The organism is Agrobacterium sp. RC10-4-1 (assembly GCF_014138475.1).
GTDB classification, from domain to species: domain Bacteria; phylum Pseudomonadota; class Alphaproteobacteria; order Rhizobiales; family Rhizobiaceae; genus Agrobacterium; species Agrobacterium pusense.
On the sequence record NZ_JACJIT010000001.1, the window covers coordinates 42,527 to 64,337 of the forward strand.

Sequence of the window (21,811 nt, forward strand, 5' to 3'; positions counted from 1 at the left end):
CAGTGGATATCGCGAAGGCGGAGCCACAGCCCAAGATACCAAAACGACGGGAGATACTACGATGATCGAACTACCCAGCGCTATCGAAGCCTATTTCGAAGCCGACAGGTCAGGCTGTCCGGACGCCATCGCTGCCACCTTCACCGAAAACGGGGTCGTCAAGGACAAGGGGAAGATTCACATCGGGCAGAAGGCCATTCGGGCGTGGATGACCGATGAGGCCCAGCAGTACAGCTACACGGTCAGGCCTTTCCTGATCGCCGTCGAGAATGGAAAGACCCAGGTGATGGCCCACGCAGCCGGCACCTTCCCTGGAAGTCCGATCGACCTTCGCTTTATCTTCGTCCTTTCGGGCGACAGGATTGCTGAGCTGGAGATCACCCTATGACGCCGTTTCTGACACTGGAGGGCCGTCGAACTCTCATCACCGGCGGGACGTCGGGCGCTGGCGCTGCGACTGTGGCTCAGTTCAAGGAGCTCGGCGCCCGCGTGCTGACAACCGCACGCAGAAAGCCGGAGGACTTTTCCGGCGCGGCCTTCGTCGAGGCCGACCTGACCACGATGGATGGCGTTCAGACAGTTGTTGACGCAGTCCACCGGGAGCTCGGCGGACTCGATATCCTCGTCAACGTGTTGGGCGGATCCTCAGCACCTTCTGGCGGCTTTGCGGCGTTGACCGAAGAGGAATGGGAAAAGGAATTTAACCTTAATTTCTTCCCTGCGGTGAGGCTGGACCGCGCCCTTATCCCCGGAATGATCGCGCAAGGAAGCGGCGTCGTCATTCACGTGACGTCGATCCAGCGCGTCCTTCCGCTGCACCAGGCGACGACCGGATACGCCTCCGCAAAGGGCGCGCTCAATACCTACAGCAAGAGCATCTCCAAGGAGGTTTCTCCCAAGGGTGTACGGGTGGTTCGTGTTTCTCCCGGCTGGATTGCAGATCCGGGCTCCAACGGTCTTGCGCTTCGTATCGCGGAGGAAGCCGGCATCAGCTACGACGAAGCTGTGCAGACGATCATGGACTCGCTTGGTGGTATACCGCTTGGCCGGCCGGCCAGGCCTGGAGAAATCGCCGACCTGATCGCGTTCCTTGCGTCGGATCGAGCGTCGTCAATCACGGGTACAGAGCATGTGATTGACGGTGGGACCGTACCGACCGCCTGAGCGTTGAGGCGATTTACCACTATCGAAGGTCAGGCGGGTGCGTCCCATCCGCCGATCTGGGAATAGATCGCGTTACGGAGATACCGGACATCGCGGTTAAGAGCAGCGAGTTCCTTTGGCGTCTGTGTAGAGGCCGCGAGCAAAGTGTCGCTGAGGCAGCCGGCCTTGTGCTGCAAGGCACGGCCGTCGTCGGTCAAGGCGATGACAACCTGCCGCTCGTTGCTAAGGTTGCGCGTCCTGCGCAGCAAGCCGGCCGTCTCGAGTCGCTTCAGCAGCGGTGTCAGCGTGCTTGATTCCAGAGCAAGGGCCTGGGCGATGGCGCCAACCGTCTGTCCGTCCTGGCTCCATAACACGTTGAGTACGAGATATTGCGGATAGGTCAGGCCCAGTTCATCGAGAAGAGGCTTGTATGCACGCTGGATCGCAATGCCGGCGGTGTAGATCGCATAGCATAGCTGGTCGTGCAGGGGCGGTGGATCGTTATGGGGTCTGGTCATTGTGAACTCCTGTTGCGTCAAATGTAACGAACGAAAGCACGAAAAACAATATCGCGATAATAATTATGTTGACGCACAGCTCAAAATCTGCGAGCTTGAATATATCGCGATAAATGTTATCGCGAATAGAAAGAGGAGAAAGTCATGACACGCAAGATCCCGCCCACCGTCGCAGCAATTGCAGCCGCAGCCACATTAACTGCCGCATTGCCGGCAAACGCAGCCGATACCATCCCCAGGGAGCAGTCCGTCAGAAACGTTGTCCTCGTTCATGGAGCCTTCGCGGACGGCTCCGGCTGGAGAGGGGTTTACGATAATCTGACCAAGCGTGGTTACCGCGTGACCATCGTCCAGAATCCACTGACGTCTCTCGCTGATGACGTTGCCGCGACTGCCCGCGCGCTTGAGCGTCAGGATGGTCCGGTCATTCTTGTCGGACATTCTTGGGGCGGCACTGTCATCACGGAAGCCGGTATCGATCAAAAGGTTGCAGGCCTCGTCTACGTCTCCGCACTTTCTCCGGATGTCGGCGAGACGACTGCTCAGCAATACAACGGTTTTGCTCCTGCATCGGAGTTCGTCATCGAAACCACGAAGGATGGATTTGGCTATGTCAGCCCGGACAAGTTCAAGGCTGGGTTTGCCCATGACGTCAGCGACGCCGATCTTGCGTTCATGAAAGATGCCCAGGTACCGATCAATATGTCGGCGTTCAGCACGAAGCTTGAACATGCTGCCTGGCGTATGAAGCCCAGCTGGGCTGTTATCGCAACCGAAGACAAGGCGTTCGATCAGGCAATGCTGATCCATATGGCCGAGCGCATCAAGGCAAAAATCACAAAGGTCTCGGCAAGTCACGCACTGTTCATGACCCAGCCGGAGGTCGTGGCCGATACCATTGATCAGGCCGCCAAGGCCGTCTCCGCGAAGAAGTAATGCCAGGCACGGCGTCATCGGAACAGCCAAATTCCCTGGTCGAAACAGGTCTGGAAACACCGGAACTTGCCCATCCGACGAGTCGGGGCCGGTTGCTACTCTCCGGCTCCGACGCAACTGATCCGATCCTGATCGAATCGAATTCACTCAGTGAGCCGGAGGACATGGCTGCCGCCTTGGCCGCCGTGGAATTGTGCCGCATGCTCGGGAATAGTGACAGTTTCGCGCCTCCGGTGAAAGGCGAAACTGCGTCGGGCGCGCGCGACCGATCGGGCATGATCGATTTTATTCGCCGCTCGGCCGTCACCTACCGGCATCAGTCCTGTACTGCAAAGATGGGTCGTGACAGCATGTCTGTTGTCGATAACAAGCTGAAAGTCTACGGGATCGGCGGCCTCCGTATTGCGGACGCCTCCGTCATGCAGGCATCTCCGGTCTTCATGTGTCGGCGTTGAAGTGGGTCTGGCTAGAATCTCGGACGCCGAACAGTTCGTCTCCTTCGAGATTGCACAGAGTATTTTGCATCCTCACCGAGCTCGAAGAGCAAAACCTTTGGAATGCTGATGTGATTACGGACGAGATCACAACGACTGGAGAGGGGCGGCATTGTGCGACCGATTGTTCTGCACGGTTTCGACACGTCGTTTAGCATCTTGTTTCTGCTGCGAGTGTGCGCCATGGCGGCGAGGAGGTGGGGACTTCCGATGTATAGCCCAGGTCGTCTCGCCTTTCATGGCTTTCTCAAACGACGTGTGGTGAGCGTTTTTCCTGATAGGTTCACACCCCCGTAAGCAAGTCTCGGGTACTCACTCGGCAATCCCAGTCGTGTATTCCGGGTTTCGCGCCTTGTAGACGACAGTCTCCAAAGCGGGATCTGCGTAGGCATTCACATTGGTCAGGTGACCATTATATCCGCCGACTTTCGTAAGCGTCGCACCGTTTCGCCAAACCATCATGAGTCCGCGTTCGACATCCCAGCCGCACTCAGCCTGCATCACGACGTACCAGTTTTCATCCTCCTTTCGCCCTTTCTTGACGGTAACAGGTCCGGGAGTGACATGATCCCATATATCGGCGGGTGATTGTGGGACGCCCATTTCCGCGTCCAGCCATTCTGGTTTCCCGGCCTCTTCGTAATAGTCCTTGTAAAAGGCAAAAACGTTCCGCGTGTCCAAGAGCCTGTCCGCCTCCGTCAGCGCAAGAAACGAGGCCAGAGCAACAGCGGACCCCGGAGCGTCAGGATCAGGCTCTTCGTCCAGTTCAACTTCAGCGCGATCAAAATAAGAAACGACGATCGTAGTCATAAATCTGCACCTTCAATCCTGCCGCATGCCGATTTTCAATGCGCCTCCACGGGAGCGTCGGAGGCGCACTGTATCATGATGTTTCGCTGCCGGAAGGGATAGAGGGCGCTGGCAGCGCAGAGCGCGACGGGCGGCCTAGAGGCCAGACGCCTCTATCAGGTCTCTGTATCTCCTTAACGGCCAATGTAACGAACATGGTCTAACTGCAGTAATTGAAAGTTCGGGTCGAATTAAAGCGCGGTGATGGGGCGGCTTTTTGGAAGACCGGTTCGTTTTTTGTTCAATGCTGTTAGTGAAGTTAACCCGGCCTCTGCGTGCACCAGATTCCATCTAATTGCTGTGGTCAAAACAGATGATTTTGGCGATGGATTAAAGGCCCGCCAAGTTTTTTACCCGCCGTTCACGGGTTTCGCCGTACTGGTCACAACTTCTGAGAATGGGACATCAAATGCCCGACTTTTATACGCTCTTTCTCGTTGTCTTGCTGCTCGGTCTTTCTCAATGCCTTATTTGGGGTCTGGTGGTCTATCGCTACGGCGAGCTGAGAGCGGCACGTCATTGGTTCTCAGGCAGCGTTGCCAGTGTGCTCGGAGGAGCTATTCTGGCCCTCCAGGGAAATGATGGTCTGCTCATCCAGACTGTACTCGGTAACAGTTTCATAGTTTTGGGATTTTATCTGAACTGCGTGGGCGCCCGCTGTTTCCACGGCGCTCGATTAAAGTTGCTTTCTGTTGCTTGTCTTTTCGTGGTCAGCGTAGTGCTGATGCTGGCAACTTTTTATCCCTGGTACGCGCGCAATCCTGTTTACACGTTGGCGCAGTTGTTGCCGCTAGCAATCACCGCAGTCTTTCTCTTGCGACACCATGGCGGCGAACTGGGCGCAATTGTCAGCAGCGGTGCAATGATAGTGGCCGTTTCCTCGCATGCGGTAATTGCTTGCGGCAACATCTTGATCGTCACCCGCCTAACGCCAGAACTGGACCTCAAAGCGGCAGCCGCTGTTGATCTCTTGGCATTCCTTTTTGCCGCAGTGGTCTGGAATTTCGGGTTCCTGTTGTCGGCTGTCGATCGGCTTCGAGGTGAAGTCGAACGCCTCGCCAATGAAGACGAACTGACGGGTCTCGCCAATCGTCGAATGCTGATGAACAAGCTTGCAGCTATGTGTGGTCCGTCCGATACCAAACGTGTTTTTAGCGTCCTGCTTTTCGATCTCGACCGCTTTAAGGCGATCAATGACAAGTATGGGCATGCTGCCGGGGATGCTGCGCTCCGGCATGCCGCTGCCGTTGTTTCCGAGAAATTATCTGCCAACGATGTTTTTGCTCGGCTTGGCGGGGACGAGTTTTGTCTGCTTCTACCCGGCGTGTCACCCGTCGATGCCGCCGCCAGGGCGAGGGCGATGATCAAGGCGCTCACGGCAACACCGATGATATGGAATGACTGTCCCTTGGTGATAAAGACAAGCATTGGCATTGCCTGCTGCACGACCCTGGATAAAATCGATCCTGAGGAACTTCTCGACCAGGCGGACCGTGCATTATACGAGACCAAAAAACGTAGTCGAAACGGATACTCTGTCTATAGAGGTTCGTCTGGCGCTGCGATCAGCGGTAACGTGATACAGCTTAATGATTTCGTCGCAGCAGAGGCAAAATCCAAGTCTTGAAAGTGGAAGCCGAGGGAACTCTCACGACTTGCGTCGCTCCTTCGACCGAAAACCCGCTTTTAATCTGCAAGCGAAGTTTCCGATCCAAGGCACTCGCGATGATGATCAACGGCCGGGCGGTTGGTCTCGCGCCGCGGCCGTAGATTTTTAGAACTCCTCCCAGCTGTCTTGCGCAACCGCGGCAGCCGAACCACCCCCGAACGCGTTCGCAATCTTGCGGCCAAGGGCTCTAGCCGGTGATGCTGAAGGTCGTGAAGCTGGCGATGCCGAGCGAACGGCCGCAGGGGCTACAGACGAACGACTTGTGCTTGTGCCATCGGCTAGATTGAAACGCGATAGCAGCTGGTTGAGGGATGCCGCCTCCTTGGCGAGGCTGTGGCTTGCGGCTGTCGACTGTTCGACCATGGCGGCATTCTGCTGTGTGCCCTGGTCCATGGTGTTGACGGCCGTGTTGATTTCCTGAAGGCCAACCGACTGTTCGCGCGAGGATTCGACAATCGCGGCGATGTGACGGTTAATCTCTTGCACTTCCGTGACGATCACTTCGAGTGCCCTGCCGGTTTCACCCACCAGTGTCACGCCGGAGCGAACGTGTTCACCGGATGTCGTGATCAATGCCTTGATCTCTTTCGCAGCCTTTGCAGACCGCTGGGCAAGTTCGCGGACTTCCTGTGCGACGACCGCAAAGCCCTTGCCGGCCTCGCCGGCGCGGGCGGCCTCAACGCCTGCATTCAAAGCCAGAAGATTGGTCTGGAAGGCAATTTCATCAATAACGCTGATGATGTTGGTAATTTCACCGGATGAACGTTCGATTTCGTTCATGGCGGTAACGGCCTGACGTACGACTGCTCCGGACTTTTCCGCACCATCACGGGCCCTCGCGACCAGATGGCCGACTTCTTCGGCACGGTTGCTGCTGTCCTTCACGGTCGTGGTGATTTCCTCCAGAGCGGCAGCTGTTTCTTCGACTGAGGCAGCCTGCTGCTCAGTGCGCTTGGACAGGTCGTCGGCGGCAGAGCGAATTTCGTTGGCACCGGCATCGATGCCGCGAGCGTTCTCGCCGACGGCGCGCAACGCGTCATTCAGATTCGCGACCGAGCCATTGAAGTTGTTGCGCAGAGTATCGAGATGGGCAACAAACGGTGTCTCGATACGATACGCGATATCACCATCGGCGAGACGGTCGAGCCCCTTGGCCAGTTGGTCAACGGCAAATTGGGTGTCGGCAGCGTCCTTCGCCTTTTGGGCCTCGCGTTCCAATCGTTCCTGTTCGGAAAGGCTGCGATTGGCATCAGCTTCTTTTTCCAGACGGATTTTCTCAAGAGCATTGTCGCGAAAAATGGAGACCGCCTTTGCCATCTGGCCCACTTCGTCCTTGCGATCCTGACCATCGACGAGTGCAGTGGTCTCCCCCTGCGCCAGAGTGATCATGCGCTCGCGCAAAGAGGCGATAGGCGTCGTGATCCCCTTGGCGGCAACAACGAGTGACGCGATGATGCCGAGTGTGAATGTGATGCCGACAACCATCAGCGAGGTAAAGATGGTGGAGTTTGTTTGGTCGGTCAGTTCGTCACTTCTCGCAGCCACGGATTTCAAGACCTGGTCCAGAAACGCTGCGTTGTCGGTCGTCAGGGGAAGAATCAAAGAGTCCGCTTTTGCCAGGGTCGCCCTTGCCGGTTCGTCCTGATCAGCTTTACCCAGTTGAACGGCCTGGTCAGTCAAGACGATGACTTCTTTCGTTCTCTCAATGATTTTGTCTATCGCAGCGCTCTCACGTGGGAGAAGTTCTTTCGTGTGCTGGAGGCGCTCAAGAAGCTTGCCTTTGCTATCGCTGTAAAAGTCGATGGCTGTTTTCATGGCCGGATCGTCTTGGCGGTAGGTCAGGATTTGATAGGCGGCGTAAGCAGTTGCGACGACATTTCGGTTTACGCGCGACATCTCGACACTGGCGCCAGCATCATTGGAAATGAAATCGGAGTAGCTCGTATCTGCTGCTTTGTATCGGGTTGCGATAAACGCCGTGGCACACAGGCCCACCACGCACAGAGGTATGATCAGGGATAGAATTTTCGTGCGAATGCTCGCATTTTTAAGAAACGACATATTTCCTCGCGGTTCTGTTTTGAAATCGCGAACACGAAGCAGGGAGCATTGCGACCGGGAACTGGTCGAATGAAAAAAGAACTCTGCTGCAGGGGATTCGGCATGGATATGAAGAATTACAGAAGGTGCATGCCGTCATGGCGACCTGATTTTGCTCTGTCGGCTGTATGGTAAATTAGTTATCGTTTAAATGTAATTAAAGAAACGGCGGCGCTCATAACAAAAGCCGAGGAGACAGGACTTCGCTTTTCGAGCCGAAGCGACCTGTATCCACGAAGTGCAATTTGGCACGTCACCGGATCATCTCTTCAAGATCGAGGACGCCGAAACGGCATTTTCTTGCGTGGTATGCCGACCGCCAGTTGCAACCGTTTTGCGCCTTCATGCCGGCCACAGAAACCAGCTTGGCCGCTGACCGAAAGCAGACGTCACCAGCGATGCGCGCCTTGACATCCGACAACCGTCGGAGCCCGGCGCGCTGCTGTCACCGGATTCCGTTGCTTGGGGAGTGTCACAATGTGCCCATGCCACCGTCGATCATGATCTCGCTGCCGACCGTGTAGGCGGCTTCGTCCGATGCCAGGAACACTACCGCCTTTGCAATCTCGGACGGTTCGCCAAAGCGGCCGGCCGGGACCAGATTTTGTATGCTCTCAGCGACATTCCTCAGGTCAGTCTCGGTGAAACCCAGCTTGCCATAGAGCGGTGTAGAAATGGGACCTGGGCTCACCGCATTCAGCCGGATACCGCGTGTGATCAGTTCGCCGGACAACGTGCGGATGAATGACTGTAGTGCCGCTTTCGAGGCGGCGTAGACACTCGAGTTAGGCATGCCGATGTGGGCATTGACCGAGGTGTTCAGTACGATCGAAGCCGGGTTGGCCAGTATCGGCAGCAGTGCCTGCAACAAAAAATAAGGGCCTTTCACATTGATGTCGAAAACCATGTCAAAGCCTTCTTCGTCCCATGCTTCCAAAGGCTTGAGAAGGGCGACGCCTGCATTGATGAAGACGATGTCCAGGCTCCCGAATGCCTCCCTGATCGTTTCAGCGGCGACCTTCTGGCCCTTCACGTCGGCAGCGTCTGCCTTGATGACCAGTACACTGGGACCAAGCTCCCGCCGTGCAGCTTCCAGCGTCTCGGGATTGGTTCCCGTGACTGCTACCCGCGCACCCTCACTGATGAATTGACGTGCTGTCTCAAGTCCGATGCCGCTGGTGCCACCGGTGATGAGCGCCCGCTTGCTTTTGAGCCTACCCATAATCCGAATTCCTTCTCGTTGTGTGGGTTTTCGTAAGTGCGAATGTGGCGCAAGCATGCTGTTCGTACTACTGTGCCAATGGCGGACGTACCTTTCGGAAAGGCCGAACAATGAAGCTGGATGGCATTTCGAGTTTCGTGGCTGTCGCCGAAGAGGGCTCGATCAGCGGGGCGGCACGCACGCTCAGGCTGTCAAAATCGGTCGTGAGCGAACGTCTGGCGGAATTGGAACGCAGCCTCGGCGCTACTTTACTCCACCGTACGACACGTCGCGTTTCGGTGACGGAAGATGGCGCTGCCTTTCTCGAACGCGCCAAGCGCATCCTGCGAGAGGTCTCTGAGGCAGCGGCGGATTTGTCCGAGCGGCGTGGAACGCTGGGCGGTCCAATCCGCATTGCTGCGCCTGTTACCTTCGGGCGGATGCACCTGGGACCGGCTCTGTATCCGTTTCTGGCTGCCAATCCCGAAATTGAGATGTCGCTCGAACTCGACGATCGGCGAGTCGATATTGCATCAGACGTTTACGATGGCGTCGTGCGCCATGGGGCGATTGACGATTCGAGACTGATGGTCTGGCGTTTGGCGCCAAGCCGCCGTGTCCTGGTGGCCTCCGAGGCCTATCTGTCGGTCAACGGGATGCCTGCAACAACTACCGAACTCGCTGCCCATAAGGGTTTGTTCTACACGAACCGGGGTGTTGCGGATTGGCGTTTCCTTACGCCTGGAGGCATTGAAATCGTTCGTGCACGCATTGGATTCAGAGTGAACAACGGCGACATGCTGCGAGATGCGGCAATCGCCGGTCTCGGTATTGCACTCCTTCCGCTCTTCATCGCAGGACCGGACATTCGCGATGGGAAGCTCAAGATCGTCGATGTCGGCGTTCGGCCGGATGCGGAATTCGTCTTTCTTGCGCACCCCGAGGGTCGCCGTCCTTCGGCAAAACTGCGCGCACTGGCGGCTCACTTGAAAGCGTCGTTCGGGGACCCGCCCTATTGGGAGGATGGCGTGGGTTAAGGGACGCATCATAACGGCCCCGCGCGCCTGCGCCTCGTCAGAGAGTTATATATACTAACCCGATGAAAAGTTACGTATTGATCGTCGCGGTGGGGTAGGGTGGAATAGATCGAATATCTTCATCGATCGGCCGGTTTAACGTAAGTACGGTTGCCGGCCGGGCGCAGACAAGCTGGGTCAACATAGCTCGCCGCTGAATTGTCGATGGTGATCCAAATTCCGAATGTTGAGCTGGAGTGGATCCGGTCGCTTTCACGGATTTGTCAGGCCCTGAACACGCACATTATAGGTTCGTACGGTGCCACGCTGATTTTCAGCGTATGCACGTAGCGAGCCTGCAATTCCGGTTTTGATGAAGGCTTCGAACATCGTCTTTGCATCTTCAAGGACCGAAACCTGCGTCGAGAGGTAAGCCTGGTCAAACTCACTTTGTGAAGCGGTTTCTAAAGCTCTCATCTTCTCGGCATATTCGGCGCTCAGGTCCGTCGGGACCGACGTACCATCCTTTTTAGCAGCATCGGCGAGATCGACGAGCGCTTTCTCATGGTCGCGCATGATGTCATTAGCGAACATTTTCGTCGCGTCATCCTGTGCGCTTTTAAGCGCCAGCCTGCTCGCCTCCACTTCAAACTGATTGAAGGAAGCCGCCTCGGCAGTGAAGTCCGCGGGTGATTGCGCGTTCGAGAAAGCGGGCATTAACATCGAAAGACATAGAGCGGCGCAGCAGGCATGGAATGGCTTCATGTTAAACTCTCCCTCAATGACTATTGTGGTCAGGGCGTCGTGTTCTGGCTGCCCGGCAGCGCATTCCTGTCAGCAGGCCCCGCAGGTGCTTGGTCTTCCATCTGCCCTCTGTCTGGTGAATTTGACGGTGCTGTATCCGGAGTCGTCCTGACGAAGTAGACGGCCACGATCATCGCGAGAGCCACAGCCGCGGCCCCTACCAAGGGCCATATGGTTCTATATTTCATATCAGTCTCCGCTTCCGGTTACTTTCCGTCATAAAGCTTATGAACCTTGCGAGCTTGTTCTTGTTGCTCCTTGGCGGATAACCTGCGCTGACGCAGCAGGACATAAACGACCACTGCACCCAGCAGCAATGGGCCTCCAGCGACAACAACCAGCCAAAATACATCCGCCATAATCCGTCCTGTCAGTTCATGAGGTTGGTGCCACGACGAACCACAGACCAGGGCCAATGTTCCTGGAAATTTGGAAAGCAAGCAGATGGGACAAAAATCGCCTGTCAGATAAGGCGCTGAAGCAACGCTCAGACGGTGGATTTCATCGCGGAAATTTCGCCAGCCCTTTGGCCAAGATCGGTCCGGTCGGTCTGCCTGTCGGCGATCCTCCCGCTTGTTCGAGCGTAATCTCGTATAGCTGGTTGTCACGCGGGGTGGGCAATGCGGGTCCATCAAGGCGAGCCGAGCGAACGCCTTTCAGTAATCCGAGCGAAACAGGCCCAATTTCTCGAGACGGAAGCGTCCATACCTCTATGGTCTTATCGTTCGGCACCGCAAAGTCGGCCAGTATACGGATCATCGTCCGTTCATCGCCAAAGTCCTCGACAACCGCCTGAATATCTCCAGCCTCATTGATCAAAACGGCGACGACAAGCGGCTCAGCCTTGTGAATGAGGCTGTATCCAAGACCGATGGCAAGCAACAATGCGGCGGCAATTGACGAAAGCGCAGCGATCTTCCAGCCTTTGCTGTTATTGTCATTCGCGAGCGTGGAAACAGACATGTGGCGGGTCACAGGCTGCGAAGTCAGGCCAGATTCAATGCGATGCCACAGGCTCTCGTTGACGGTTGCCGGTGTTATAGCGGTGTCGAGCGGCAGGAAACGCTCACGGCTTGCAGCAATCGCGGCCTTGAGTTCGGAATCTCGTTCCATGGCGCCCTCGATTTCCGCGGCGGCCGTGCTTTCGGTCAAGCCCAACACATACTCGTCAGCGAGGTTCGGTATATCCTTGCGGTCGTAGATCATCCCATGCACTCCCGAAGCGTCAGAAGCCCGCGCCTGATCCAGGATTTCGCTGTGCCAAGTGGAATGCGCAGCCTTCCGGCGATCTCGCCGTGAGAATAGCCTCCAACATAGGCCATCAGAATACCGTGTCGCTTTGTCTCATCGAGCGATCCCAGGCATTCGCGCAGGCGCGATTGTGTGTCCAGGCGGTGCCACGCACCCATGATCGCGTCTGCCTGTTCGGCTTCCTGAAGCGCTTCTACCTCTTCGACCGAATGTTCAAGTTTGCCATCCCGCAGGAGATTGAGCGCTCTATTTCGAACAATGGCATAAATCCATCCGCGCGCGGAGCCACGGTCCGCACTGTATTGATAAGCGTGGGTCCATATTCGGATAAAGGCTTCCTGCACGACCTCTTCGGCAAGTTCGCGACGTCCAACGATGCGTTGCGCCACGGCGACCAACCGCCCAGCCTCCTGATCGAAAATTCGGCGTAATGCCGAACGGTCACCCTTAGCGCAGGCAGCAAGCGCCTTATCCAGATCGTCCGGCCCGGAACCCATTAATATCCTTCCATGATCCAGCGGTGAAAATCGTCAGCTTTCACGAACTATACCCATCCGGCGATCAAATGGATGCATCCTGAGAATTATTTTTACGACCTGCATCCATTCGCCTCCCTTGCGGTGTCTTCAATGATGAAGGGTCAAGCGCCGAGTGCCTGACGCCTTCTCGAATGTTGAACGCACGGGAGAAAGACATGAAGACCATCCTTTTCGCACTGACCGCCTCCGCCGCCTTTGCTGCCATGGCATCGACAGCCTTTTCGGCACCCGTTCTCGGGCTGACGAGTGACAAAACACTTGTCATGTTCGATACCGCGAAGCCCGCCGTTACAAAGACCATGGAAGTAACTGGCGTCGATAAGCTCGTCGGCATTGATTACCGCCCCGCCAACAAGACAGTGATCGGTGTTACTGCGGACCATCGTATCGTTACCATCAACCTTGAAAGCGGTGCTGCCACTGATCTCGCAAAAATGGACAAGACGCTGATGGTGACACAGGCTCCGATCGTCGTCGATTTCAATCCGGTGGCTGATCGTCTTCGTTTCATGACTGGCACCACCAACCACCGTGTCCATCCTGACACCGGTGCAGTGACGGTCGACGGTGTCCTGGCCTTCGAAGATGGTGACATGCACAAGGGCGAGACGCCGAACATTGTCGCAGCCGCCTATACCAACTCCATCGGCAAGCCTGAAAAGACCGCAATGTACAATATCGATGCGACGATTGGCGCCTTGATCCAGCAGACCAAGCCGAATGACGGCACTTTGAAAGCAATTGGCAAGCTGGGTTTCAAAGACAAGCCAGCCACCTATGCTTTTGACATTCAGGGCACGGAAGCCGGAAAGAACACTGCCTATCTCGCTGCAAACAAAATGCTTTACACCGTTGATCTCGACACCGGCAACGCTACCGAAGTAGGCGCTATCACCGGCACGGACAAAGAAGTCCGCGACATCGCTGTTCTTCCCGAAATGTGACACAGGAAGACGGGCGGAGGCCGATGACCAGCAATCTGCCTCCGTCCGATTACTCTTCGAGTAATCAGGCCTCAATTGTCCTTGCGAGCTCGACCTGTCAACGGTCGAGCCGAGCCTTGCAGGTTTTTGCCGACCTCAGGACAAGATCCAGGTCTGCGGCACTCGCGATGCAATCCTCAACATGCGAGAAGTGCTGGCCATTTTTGTCGAGAGTAGCCCGAATCATGGCGCCGTTGCGATCGCCGCAATTACCAGCTGTACAAATACTTCGTATCCCCGTTTGCTAATTGCCGCCGGCTTGCGCGCGCCTGGAAAGCGACGGAGCTTGGCTTTCGACCTGCGGCACATGGGTCAAGACCTCACTGGTGCCAGGCTCGCTTACCGCGGAGCGATATCTCCGCCGCGCGGGCTTCCTGCCGATCTGGAAGCTTTGGGTTTGGGGGTGGTGCGAATGTCACCCGCACCGTGCGAGGATCGGCTTTGAGGAAAAAGGCCTCCTTCCGTTCCAGTCGAATAAGTCCCACCCAAATTTGGGCACTAAGTCCCAATCGATGAACCCCTCCGCATAATGAGTGTTGATCGTTTGGAAGTTGTCGCTCGAGGAACTCCAGCCGGAAACGATCCGGAGAACTCGACACAAGCCAATCATGGGCGCATTTCGCGCCCGGCGTCTCGGATACGCAATCGATCGCACAGCATCTGATTGCAGAACGTAAAGAGGATAAGATGGACCAGAGCTTACGACCTGAGCCTTACACCGTTGAGCAACTTCAACAAAAATACTCTCTGAGCATTTCGAAGGCAGTCGACATTCTGGATCACTGTAACGGAGACAGGGCCCTGATCGACAAAATGTTGAAGAGATGCCACCAGAAGCAGCTCGATGCTCATCCGAAAAGCGATACGGACGGGAGCTGCTGACGCTTACTTTTGAGACGACGTTGCTTTTTTGGTCGCGCTGAGCCAGCGGGAAAGTGCAGGGTTTCTTCACTTTGTTTTACGCGCGGCTCTTGTGCAACCATCACGTCAGTCGCTTTCAGACGGCGATTATTTCAGAACAAGCGGGTTCAAGACTACCCCAGGTCAGTTCTCAACCGAGCCAAACTCTGGCAGCCTGCGCAGAGATAATTGGTTCGCGTCCATTCCGGCAGGACGGCAGATATGGAGAACGGAGTGCGTACAAGAAGAAACATGCTTAAGTACCTCTTCACCTTTCCCATGGTCGGACGGCCCGTGGTTGCGTTGATCGCTGTCCAATTCTTGCAGGCCGCTGGTGTTCGGGTTGCTGTCGCTCAAGGCAATGGCGGCGGCAACGGTAACGGGAATGACGGCGGTAATGGCGGAGGGAACAACGGCGGCGGCAACGGTAACGGGAATAACGGCGGTAATGGCGGAGGAAACAACGGCGGCGGCAATGGAAACGGAAATGGCGGTAACAGCGGCGGAAACGGAAGCGCGAACGGTGGCGGCAACGGCAACGGCGGCAGCAATGATGGCGGACATGGAAATGGAGGTGGCAAAGGGAACGGAAACGAGAGCGGAAGCGGAAGCGGGAAAGCACCAGATCCTGGAGCAGCCGGAAATTCCGGTCAGAACGGGGCTGGCGTTCAGCAGTCTGGCCAGGCTCTCGAAGTGCGCCACGCCAATGGCATCACCGAGACTTTACGAAAAGGCCGGTATTCGATGCGCGACAATAAGGGCCGTGTCATCGTTGATCGGCTTGCGACGGTCAAGGATCGTTCAAGGTTTCAGGGCTCACGCTGAGCAGAGATACGATCTCTCCAAAGAAGTGCCGCCTCCGTGCGATTGCTGACCTTTAACTTGGCAAAAATCCTTGTCACGTGATGCTTCACCGTTTTCTCGTGGAGATCCAGTTTGCGGGCGACAAGCTTGTTGCTCATTCCGATGGCGATGAGGTCCATGACTTGCCGCTCTCTTCTGCTCAGATCCTGACGCTGCTCGATCAGTTCCGATGCGGCCTTTCTTTCAGCCAGCAACTTGGCGCCCAGTTCGGGTGGAATGTAACGCCCGCCGTCTGCGATGGTCCGCAGCATCTGTACCAGCTCACGAGAGCCGACGCCTTTCAAGGCATATCCCGCCGCGCCCGACTGTATTGCTGTCTGAAGATCATCCACGCTCTCAGATGCTGTGAGAATGAGAATTCGAATGGACGGAGAGAGGCTCAATATGGATTTGATCGCCGCTAGGCCGTTGCCGGGCATCGAGATATCCAGGAGGATGATGTCCGGCGCTAATCTGGTCGCAAGGGCTAGTGCGTCGTCGGCGTTTTCTCCTTCACCCAGGACGTCGAAACCACACTCTTTCAGGCTCTGCGATACACCCGAGCGAAACATCGGGTGATCATCAACGATGACGACCTTTATATTTTCTGTCATGGATCGCTCACATCGACGGTGTTCAGTCTCATGGTGAGGTGCGTTCCGCGTGCCGATGTCTGCACTTCGAAACGGCCTCCCAGACTTTCAATTCGTTCTTTAAGGCCTGACAACCCGATGCAATCGGGTCCAATCTCGTCGAACGAAAAACCACTGCCGCCGTCTGAAACAGTAGCGACGATCTCTGTGCCTTCCTGTCGGAGTGACACGCATTGATTTGTTGATGCTGCGTGGCGCCAACCGTTGTTCAGACCCTCCTGGACGAACCGGTAAGTGCAGATTTTAACGGGAACTCCGACTTGCGCGTTCACATCCTCAATTGAGGTCGTTATTCGCGTACCAGCACGGGACTGATGATGTTCAACTGCCCGACCAACAACGTCTTCGATGGGCAGATTTTCTATATCTGGCAAAACAAGGCCGCGGCAGATGTTGCGGATATCCCGGATAGCTTCATCCAGACTGGCCTTGATGGATGTCGTCTCGGATTCTCGTTCATTCCGACTTGTCTGGTCGCTGACGAGCTTCTCGCTGTCCACCCGCAGTGCTGCGTAGGCGATGAGCTGTGCAGGCCCATCGTGCAGATCGGCACCGATCTTGCGCAACAGCCGCTCGTTCAAGGCCACCGTGCGCTGCGATCCTTTCTGCACGCGACGCGCCAGGTCCTCGATCTCACGCAGTTGATGCCGGATCATCCTGCTGCCCTTGAGTACAATTGTGGAAAGAACGGCGAAAAATGCAGAGGCAACCGCGATGACGACGATCCAGCTCTTCCAGCGCGCTCGCGCCAGGCTTTTCTCAAGATCCGTTGCCCGCTCATAAAACTCTGCGACGGCAACCACCTCTCCGGACCATGGCTGCAAGACGGGATTATATATCTCCAGGAGGGGTTCCCCGAGCGCTCGCTCCGCGTCGCTCTCTGGGTCTCCTGCCTCTTCGAAATTCGCGACGAGCTCGCCAGCGAACGCTTTTGTCCTGTTTTCGCCAGGCGGCACGACCATGTTCATCAGCCGCTTGTCGTTCGAGTAGATAATGGTTCCGTCTTTTGTCCACAGCCGGAAGGAAACCAGTCGTCTGCCCAGTGCACCCTGTCCCAGAGTTTCATCCAGCGTTCGTTCGATGGAATCGTCGAGTTTTGTCGCGCGGGTAAGATCCGGCAGGATAGGTGCAATGATGCTGTCGACGTAAAGCGCGGTTGTCGAGCCAGCATTTCTTGTTACAGTCTCAACAATCTGATCTGTCACCAGCAATCCAATCAAAACCGTCGCACCCAACGTAACAAGACCGCCGGCGAGGAAAAACTGTTGGGCGAGTGACAATGAGCCCAAGGTCTTCGATGAAAGACGAGTGATTGTGCGACCTGACATAGTGACACGCGTGCCTGTGACTTTGCCGCCGAGGGTCAGCCCAGCGAACTTCAGACAACAGTAAATTATGATCTCGAGGACGGAAAGCGAAGCCTGAAGGCATGAAGATTTTTATTTCTGAAAATACTAATTTATTCCCCCAGGAAAAGGCCTGCCGGGAAGAAAACCCGGCAGGCAATGCCATCAGTTGATAACCTGCACGACTTTGCGCGTGGTCGGTTCAACGATTACTCGCTGCTTGTTGACGATGGCATAAGAATATTTCGGTTCGTCCGGAACCTGATGAATGACCACAGTCGAAGGAAGAGGCTCGCCGACAACGACCTTTTCCTTCACGACAACTGTCTCGGCCGGCATCGGAGCCTCCCGAACATAGGTAACGACGCGCGGTGGCGGCGGATCGATAGCTGTGCCTGCGACGGCGCCCACGACGCCACCAACGGCTGCGCCGACCGGGCCGCCTACGATTGCCCCGGTAATCGCGCCGCCAGCGGCGCCGGTCACAGTCGATTCCTGAGCTTGAGCTCCGCCGGCGACCAGTATTGCGAACGTCAGGAAAGAAAGCTGTTTCATCTGCATGGGTGTTCCTCCTTCAGGCAGAATTTCTACAGCCAAACAATATTTTTCGATCTGCATCAGTTCCGGGCATAGGACTTTGTGCCCTGTCTGGAACACTTTCCGCCCAATTTGCTTGAAATCCCACCTGCAACCGCAGGCAAAAAGCAACACTTGCCAAGGTGGAATGATATGAAAACCCGAGTCCTCGCAATGACGACTGCAATGATCGTTATGGGCATGTCGAGCGTTCTGCACGCCCAGACCGTCGTGATCAGCCCGGAACAGGAAGTTGTGATCCAAAAATACGTGACTGCGCACACGGTCACCTCAGTGGATGTGCCAGATGTCGATGTCGTGGTTGGCACTGCCCTTCCGGAAACGGTGGAGCTGCACAGGATTGATGCACCGGATGTCACCTACAGCTACGTCGTCGTTAACGGAAAGACCGCGATCGTCGATCCCGGCACCCGCAAGGTCATCAGGATCATGAACTAAGCCGGTAACCCGGGCGGTCGATGGAGGCGAGATGTCACGTCGTCGTTCATCGATCCTGCAGGCTGTAAGATCATCGACGTTCTTTCGATCTGACAGCTTTCCCGGCCACTCAGCGTTGGTCGCGGTGGCGCGACCAACAATTTGATCGGCTACCCGTGTGCCGAGCGGCACGAAATTTTCCGTCCTGCTGCTCTGGCGATATTTCGATGCTTTTTAGTGATGTGCCATGCAAAACGTTATCGTCGGCTCCCTACTGTTTCTCTGCTCATTACCCGTTGTTGGCGGTGGAATGAGGATTGCATCCGATCTCAGGTCGCAGTCCCAGCCACCTGTTATTCTTGATGTAAATGAGGAGCCCTTGTGGACCACGCAGGTCAAGCGTGTTGATCCAAATCAGCAAGCCTATGAGCGTTTACCGGCTGACGTTGATGACGCGCTCCTCGCTTCCAATGATGTCCCGCGAAGCAAGCCATCCATAGAAGATAGCGGTCTACCGCTTGGAAAAGCGACTGAGATTGATGTCGCGGAGCACAAATCAGATGAATGGTGCTCCCGCAAATACCGGTCGTATGTGAAGGCCGATAAAAGTTACCAACCCTTCAGTGGCGGGCCGCGCAGGCGCTGCGTCCCACCGATAGATCTGGTCGAGACGGAGAAGCGACTGCAAATCGCCTCGCTGAACGACGACCATGTTGCCTGGTGTATGAGCCGGTATCGGTCTTACCAGCCTGAGGACGATTCTTATCAGCCGTTTTCAGGTCCGAGGAGAAAGTGCCAATCCGGTTTAGAAACGCCAGATCAGCGCTACCGGACAACTCTACTCGCCCAACAGGTTCCCAATTAGACAGACGACCTCTGCCGTCCTCGATGGCGGCTCTTTCAGTAGGCCAGCCAGCCAAGAAATCGCCGATACTCCAACATCATTGTCTGAATTCCATCGGTTGTCTCCTTCCCCTCGCCGTTGCGTGCTGTCATCAGGGCGTATAGAGGAAGAGGGTATGCCGATGCGCCGGGCGAAGGCCACGTTCAAAGTGCTTGCTGAGCCTTATCGGAGCTGTTCGGCTACATCCTTAACTGCAGGTTCAGCGCTAAACTAGCAGGTATTTCACCGGTGTGCCCTGGTGCTGACAGTTGCAGTCGGAAGCCATGGACGGTCGGTCGAAAACTGGTTTGCCGATCATGGTTGCCCCTCATTATGGCTTCGGCTCGATGTCACTGCTCAAGCTGTGAAACCAGCGCCTGCATGGTCACGCGCAGTCCGTCAGGATCGTAATTGATCTCGACGCCCCCGGTTCCCAGAAGGCCCATGCGGATCAGCTTCGATCCAAACCCTTTTGCCGACGGCAGTTCCACCGGCGGGCCGTCCTGTTCGTTCCACTCCACAACAACCATGCCATCCCCACCGATGGGCTCAACCCTCCAGGTCACTATGACCTTTCCACCGTCGCTCGACCACGCGCCATATTTCAGGGCGTTGGTGCCGAGTTCGTGCATGAGAAGGCCAAGGCTGAGCGCAGTCCGCGGCCCGATTTCAAGGTCGGAACCTGACAGACGGTAACGATCCGGAAGAGAGAGTTGTCGAAGCGCGGTATCGATCACGGTCATCATACGCGCCGATGACCAGTCGTGAGTGAGCAGTACTTCATGCGCCTTTGAAAGTGCGTGCAGCCTGCTGACAAACGCTTCGACGGGCGCTCTGTCGGTGACGAGCCGAAGGGTCTGGGTCGCAATTGCCTGAACCATCGCCATCGTGTTCTTCAGCCGATGGCTTATCTCATGGTTGAGAACCTGCTGTTCCTGTTCCGCACGTATCCGCGATATTGCTTCGCGGGTGCGATCGGCAATCGTCCGCACGAAATCCCGTTCTTCTGAAGAAAATTCGTGCGGCTTTTCGTAATGCACAAACATGACGCCGACGAAAGCGCCCCGCTCGAGAATAGGGACGTTGACGAGGACGGAGATGCGCAGCGAGTTCAAAAGCTCCGCTGACGCCGAGGTTCTTGGATCGGCCGCAACGTCAGCTATGATGACCAGTTCGCCACGCTTGAGGTCTTCAATATAGGAACCGTAATCGCGAAATTGATGCTGGCCGGCAACGGTGAACATTCCGGGCGCGCGCCAGTCAGGCAGCATCTCCACGGTCTCGGCGATCGGATCAACGATGCCATAACCGGCTCGCGTTGCCCCTTGCAGGTTTCGAGCCATGATTTCCGCTGCTGCGAAAGCGACCTCGGCGACCGAGTCGAGTTCGCGGATCTTTTCGCCCAGCTCCAGAAAAGCGAGCTGCCGGTCTTCCGACAGCTTTTGGGCTGTCGCGTTTCTCGCCACCTTGATGAAGCCGGAAAGATGGGATGAGGAGTGATTGGGCATCGGGCGTATGGTGCCGTCAAGAAACACCCGCGTACCATCGGCGGCAAGATGCCATCGGCGATCAAGTGCAACACCGTCGCGGCCCGCCGTTTCGATCTCAAACTGCGGAATATTCGCCGCCCGATCTTCCTGTGTAAAAATTTCTTCGAACGGTCTGCCGAGCATCTGCGCTTCCGACCAGCCGAAAGTCTCCTCCGCGCCGCCGAACCAGCTGGTGATGCGTTGGTTTTCATCAAGCGTCAGGATGATGTAATCCTTGGCGCCTTCGACGATCAGTCGCAGCTTCGTCTCGCTGTTGCGTAGCGCCTCCACCGCCTGCATCCGATCGGTGACGTCAACGAAGATGATGACGAATTTATCGTTGCCAGTCGCCTGGACATAGCCGTCGAACCAGCGATCCAGGGAGCGAATCTTGCGAGTGAAACGCTTGCTTTGCCTGGTCTCCATCGCTTCGCCGACATCGGAAATCCATTCTTCCTCGAAGTCGGGGAAGACATCCCGCATTGTTCGGCCCGGGACGCCATCTCCGGGCAAGCCAAGGAGAACACTCCAGGCCGGGTTGATTGTATCAAACCGCCAGTCGATGATCGATCCTTCAAGATCGCGGATCACGGAGCCGACGACGATGCCTTCTTCCAGCTGTTGAAAGAGTGTTCCCCATCGACGCTCGGAGAGGAAGGTCGCAATCTGATTGGAGACGACGCGCCCGATCCGGCTCAGCAACTCCAGCTCGCTTTCGGTCCAGTTTCGCGGCTCTCCGTCGATTGCCGCGAGCGCACCGATTACCAGGCCATCCGGCATGGTGACCGGAACACCCATGTATGAAATCACGCCGAGATCGGCGATGGCCAGATTGTCCCTGACGAGGTCGTGGAGCGTGGCATCCCCGATAATGAGGGGTATCTTGTCGCGAACCACGTGCTGGCAGAAGGAATGCGTCAGCGGCGTTTCTGCCGCCTCGGCCCATTTTTCCGGAAGGCCGAGATGGGCGATGAAGACCTGCCGGTGCTCATCAAGAATGGAAATCAGTGCCACCGGAGATTTCAGCCCGGCTTTGACAACCTCGATAATATCCTGGAATTCGGATTGGCCCTGAACATCAAGCAAACCAGAATTGCGAACGGCTTCAATGCGTTCAGATGGTGAGTTCAAGGTCAATCC

At 56.2% G+C, this 21,811-nt stretch carries 22 protein-coding genes and 1 pseudogene; 11 read left to right on the top strand and 12 right to left on the bottom strand.

Going from position 1 to position 21,811, the window contains the following annotated elements; genetic code table 11:
* The first annotated feature begins 61 nt into the window (after positions 1-61).
* Together FHW77_RS00205 and FHW77_RS00210 are read left to right on the top strand one after the other, a co-directional pair.
* Complete coding sequence (locus FHW77_RS00205) at positions 62-388, top strand: nuclear transport factor 2 family protein (protein WP_022563221.1); 327 nt, start codon at positions 62-64, stop codon at positions 386-388.
* Entirely contained in the window at positions 385-1,164 is a 780-nt protein-coding gene (locus FHW77_RS00210; protein WP_045535050.1) for an SDR family oxidoreductase, read from the top strand. The genes FHW77_RS00205 and FHW77_RS00210 overlap by 4 nt, the downstream gene beginning before the upstream one ends.
* A gap of 29 nt (positions 1,165-1,193) precedes the next feature.
* Here FHW77_RS00210 and FHW77_RS00215 read toward each other — a convergent pair whose 3' ends face one another.
* Complete coding sequence (locus FHW77_RS00215) at positions 1,194-1,661, bottom strand: MarR family winged helix-turn-helix transcriptional regulator (protein WP_035210393.1); 468 nt, start codon at positions 1,659-1,661, stop codon at positions 1,194-1,196.
* A gap of 144 nt (positions 1,662-1,805) precedes the next feature.
* Between FHW77_RS00215 and FHW77_RS00220 the strand changes: the two genes are divergently transcribed.
* Together FHW77_RS00220 and FHW77_RS00225 are read left to right on the top strand one after the other, a co-directional pair.
* The gene (locus FHW77_RS00220; RefSeq protein ID WP_111814418.1) at positions 1,806-2,597 is read left to right on the top strand and encodes an alpha/beta fold hydrolase; all 792 of its coding nucleotides are present in this window, start codon (positions 1,806-1,808) and stop codon (positions 2,595-2,597) included.
* Positions 2,598-2,629: 32 nt separating this feature from the next.
* Positions 2,630-3,019: pseudogene (locus FHW77_RS00225) on the top strand (GMC oxidoreductase); the annotation flags it as partial.
* 384 nt (positions 3,020-3,403) lie between these two features.
* On the opposite strand, the gene FHW77_RS00230 reads toward FHW77_RS00225, so the two are convergent.
* The gene (locus FHW77_RS00230; RefSeq protein ID WP_111814420.1) at positions 3,404-3,901 is read right to left on the bottom strand and encodes a DUF6985 domain-containing protein; all 498 of its coding nucleotides are present in this window, start codon (positions 3,899-3,901) and stop codon (positions 3,404-3,406) included.
* Positions 3,902-4,349: 448 nt separating this feature from the next.
* Between FHW77_RS00230 and FHW77_RS00235 the strand changes: the two genes are divergently transcribed.
* A complete protein-coding gene (locus FHW77_RS00235; RefSeq protein ID WP_162696254.1) occupies positions 4,350-5,567 on the top strand; it encodes a GGDEF domain-containing protein in 1,218 nt (405 codons plus the stop codon).
* A gap of 147 nt (positions 5,568-5,714) precedes the next feature.
* On the opposite strand, the gene FHW77_RS00240 is transcribed toward FHW77_RS00235, so the two are convergent.
* Complete coding sequence (locus FHW77_RS00240) at positions 5,715-7,670, bottom strand: methyl-accepting chemotaxis protein (protein ID WP_111814424.1); 1,956 nt, start codon at positions 7,668-7,670, stop codon at positions 5,715-5,717.
* Positions 7,671-8,181: 511 nt separating this feature from the next.
* Positions 8,182-8,931, bottom strand: a complete 750-nt coding sequence (locus FHW77_RS00245; RefSeq protein ID WP_111814426.1) for an SDR family oxidoreductase — start codon at positions 8,929-8,931, stop codon at positions 8,182-8,184.
* Positions 8,932-9,041: 110 nt separating this feature from the next.
* Between FHW77_RS00245 and FHW77_RS00250 the strand changes: the two genes are divergently transcribed.
* Positions 9,042-9,947, top strand: a complete 906-nt coding sequence (locus FHW77_RS00250) for a LysR family transcriptional regulator (protein WP_004446094.1) — start codon at positions 9,042-9,044, stop codon at positions 9,945-9,947.
* A gap of 252 nt (positions 9,948-10,199) precedes the next feature.
* On the opposite strand, the gene FHW77_RS00255 is transcribed toward FHW77_RS00250, so the two are convergent.
* The 4 genes from FHW77_RS00255 to FHW77_RS00270 form a co-directional block, all read right to left on the bottom strand.
* Positions 10,200-10,691, bottom strand: coding sequence for a DUF4142 domain-containing protein (locus FHW77_RS00255; protein WP_182590340.1), 492 nt, complete (start codon positions 10,689-10,691; stop codon positions 10,200-10,202).
* 245 nt (positions 10,692-10,936) lie between these two features.
* Entirely contained in the window at positions 10,937-11,089 is a 153-nt protein-coding gene (locus FHW77_RS00260) for a hypothetical protein (RefSeq protein ID WP_004446089.1), read from the bottom strand.
* A 142-nt stretch (positions 11,090-11,231) separates the two neighbouring features.
* Positions 11,232-11,936, bottom strand: coding sequence for an anti-sigma factor (locus tag FHW77_RS00265; RefSeq protein ID WP_111815126.1), 705 nt, complete (start codon positions 11,934-11,936; stop codon positions 11,232-11,234).
* Positions 11,933-12,478: a sigma-70 family RNA polymerase sigma factor gene (locus FHW77_RS00270; RefSeq protein WP_111815128.1), complete on the bottom strand. Its 546-nt coding sequence runs from the start codon at positions 12,476-12,478 to the stop codon at positions 11,933-11,935. Before FHW77_RS00270 ends, FHW77_RS00265 begins: the two co-directional genes overlap by 4 nt.
* 197 nt (positions 12,479-12,675) lie before the next feature.
* Between FHW77_RS00270 and FHW77_RS00275 the strand changes: the two genes are divergently transcribed.
* From FHW77_RS00275 to FHW77_RS27040, 3 genes are all read left to right on the top strand, one after another.
* Positions 12,676-13,464, top strand: a complete 789-nt coding sequence (locus FHW77_RS00275) for a DUF4394 domain-containing protein (protein ID WP_111815130.1) — start codon at positions 12,676-12,678, stop codon at positions 13,462-13,464.
* A gap of 94 nt (positions 13,465-13,558) precedes the next feature.
* Positions 13,559-13,948, top strand: a complete 390-nt coding sequence (locus FHW77_RS00280) for an aconitase family protein (protein ID WP_502709245.1) — start codon at positions 13,559-13,561, stop codon at positions 13,946-13,948.
* Between the two features lie 776 nt (positions 13,949-14,724).
* Entirely contained in the window at positions 14,725-15,228 is a 504-nt protein-coding gene (locus FHW77_RS27040) for a hypothetical protein (RefSeq protein WP_111815132.1), read from the top strand.
* Here FHW77_RS27040 and FHW77_RS00290 read toward each other — a convergent pair.
* From FHW77_RS00290 to FHW77_RS00300, 3 genes are all read right to left on the bottom strand, one after another.
* A complete protein-coding gene (locus FHW77_RS00290; protein ID WP_022563207.1) occupies positions 15,213-15,860 on the bottom strand; it encodes a response regulator in 648 nt (215 codons plus the stop codon). The genes FHW77_RS27040 and FHW77_RS00290 overlap by 16 nt on opposite strands.
* On the bottom strand, positions 15,857-17,227 hold the full coding sequence (locus FHW77_RS00295; RefSeq protein ID WP_045535594.1) for a sensor histidine kinase: 1,371 nt from the start codon (positions 17,225-17,227) through the stop codon (positions 15,857-15,859). The genes FHW77_RS00290 and FHW77_RS00295 overlap by 4 nt, the downstream gene beginning before the upstream one ends.
* A gap of 183 nt (positions 17,228-17,410) precedes the next feature.
* On the bottom strand, positions 17,411-17,806 hold the full coding sequence (locus FHW77_RS00300) for a DUF1236 domain-containing protein (protein WP_004446075.1): 396 nt from the start codon (positions 17,804-17,806) through the stop codon (positions 17,411-17,413).
* Positions 17,807-17,974: 168 nt separating this feature from the next.
* Here FHW77_RS00300 and FHW77_RS00305 point away from each other — a divergent pair, with 168 nt between their 5' ends.
* Together FHW77_RS00305 and FHW77_RS00310 are read left to right on the top strand one after the other, a co-directional pair.
* Entirely contained in the window at positions 17,975-18,280 is a 306-nt protein-coding gene (locus FHW77_RS00305) for a DUF1236 domain-containing protein (RefSeq protein WP_111814719.1), read from the top strand.
* A 226-nt stretch (positions 18,281-18,506) separates the two neighbouring features.
* The gene (locus tag FHW77_RS00310; RefSeq protein WP_111814717.1) at positions 18,507-19,124 is read left to right on the top strand and encodes a BA14K family protein; all 618 of its coding nucleotides are present in this window, start codon (positions 18,507-18,509) and stop codon (positions 19,122-19,124) included.
* Positions 19,125-19,492: 368 nt separating this feature from the next.
* Here FHW77_RS00310 and FHW77_RS00315 read toward each other — a convergent pair whose 3' ends face one another.
* Complete coding sequence (locus tag FHW77_RS00315; protein ID WP_111814732.1) at positions 19,493-21,802, bottom strand: GAF domain-containing protein; 2,310 nt, start codon at positions 21,800-21,802, stop codon at positions 19,493-19,495.
* Positions 21,803-21,811 lie beyond the last annotated feature (9 nt).

Coding starts and splice junctions, on each gene's coding strand:
- FHW77_RS00250 (WP_004446094.1), top strand. CDS start 9,042: ATGAAGCTGGATGGCATTTCGAGTTTCGTGGCTGTCGCCGAAGAGGGC.
- FHW77_RS00265 (WP_111815126.1), bottom strand. CDS start 11,936: ATGATCTACGACCGCAAGGATATACCGAACCTCGCTGACGAGTATGTG.
- FHW77_RS00235 (WP_162696254.1), top strand. CDS start 4,350: ATGCCCGACTTTTATACGCTCTTTCTCGTTGTCTTGCTGCTCGGTCTT.
- FHW77_RS00275 (WP_111815130.1), top strand. CDS start 12,676: ATGAAGACCATCCTTTTCGCACTGACCGCCTCCGCCGCCTTTGCTGCC.
- FHW77_RS00290 (WP_022563207.1), bottom strand. CDS start 15,860: ATGACAGAAAATATAAAGGTCGTCATCGTTGATGATCACCCGATGTTT.
- FHW77_RS00260 (WP_004446089.1), bottom strand. CDS start 11,089: ATGGCGGATGTATTTTGGCTGGTTGTTGTCGCTGGAGGCCCATTGCTG.
- FHW77_RS00270 (WP_111815128.1), bottom strand. CDS start 12,478: ATGGGTTCCGGGCCGGACGATCTGGATAAGGCGCTTGCTGCCTGCGCT.
- FHW77_RS00210 (WP_045535050.1), top strand. CDS start 385: ATGACGCCGTTTCTGACACTGGAGGGCCGTCGAACTCTCATCACCGGC.
- FHW77_RS00230 (WP_111814420.1), bottom strand. CDS start 3,901: ATGACTACGATCGTCGTTTCTTATTTTGATCGCGCTGAAGTTGAACTG.
- FHW77_RS00205 (WP_022563221.1), top strand. CDS start 62: ATGATCGAACTACCCAGCGCTATCGAAGCCTATTTCGAAGCCGACAGG.
- FHW77_RS00305 (WP_111814719.1), top strand. CDS start 17,975: ATGAAAACCCGAGTCCTCGCAATGACGACTGCAATGATCGTTATGGGC.
- FHW77_RS00255 (WP_182590340.1), bottom strand. CDS start 10,691: ATGAAGCCATTCCATGCCTGCTGCGCCGCTCTATGTCTTTCGATGTTA.
- FHW77_RS00220 (WP_111814418.1), top strand. CDS start 1,806: ATGACACGCAAGATCCCGCCCACCGTCGCAGCAATTGCAGCCGCAGCC.
- FHW77_RS00295 (WP_045535594.1), bottom strand. CDS start 17,227: ATGTCAGGTCGCACAATCACTCGTCTTTCATCGAAGACCTTGGGCTCA.
- FHW77_RS00300 (WP_004446075.1), bottom strand. CDS start 17,806: ATGCAGATGAAACAGCTTTCTTTCCTGACGTTCGCAATACTGGTCGCC.
- FHW77_RS00245 (WP_111814426.1), bottom strand. CDS start 8,931: ATGGGTAGGCTCAAAAGCAAGCGGGCGCTCATCACCGGTGGCACCAGC.
- FHW77_RS00215 (WP_035210393.1), bottom strand. CDS start 1,661: ATGACCAGACCCCATAACGATCCACCGCCCCTGCACGACCAGCTATGC.
- FHW77_RS00240 (WP_111814424.1), bottom strand. CDS start 7,670: ATGTCGTTTCTTAAAAATGCGAGCATTCGCACGAAAATTCTATCCCTG.
- FHW77_RS00310 (WP_111814717.1), top strand. CDS start 18,507: ATGCAAAACGTTATCGTCGGCTCCCTACTGTTTCTCTGCTCATTACCC.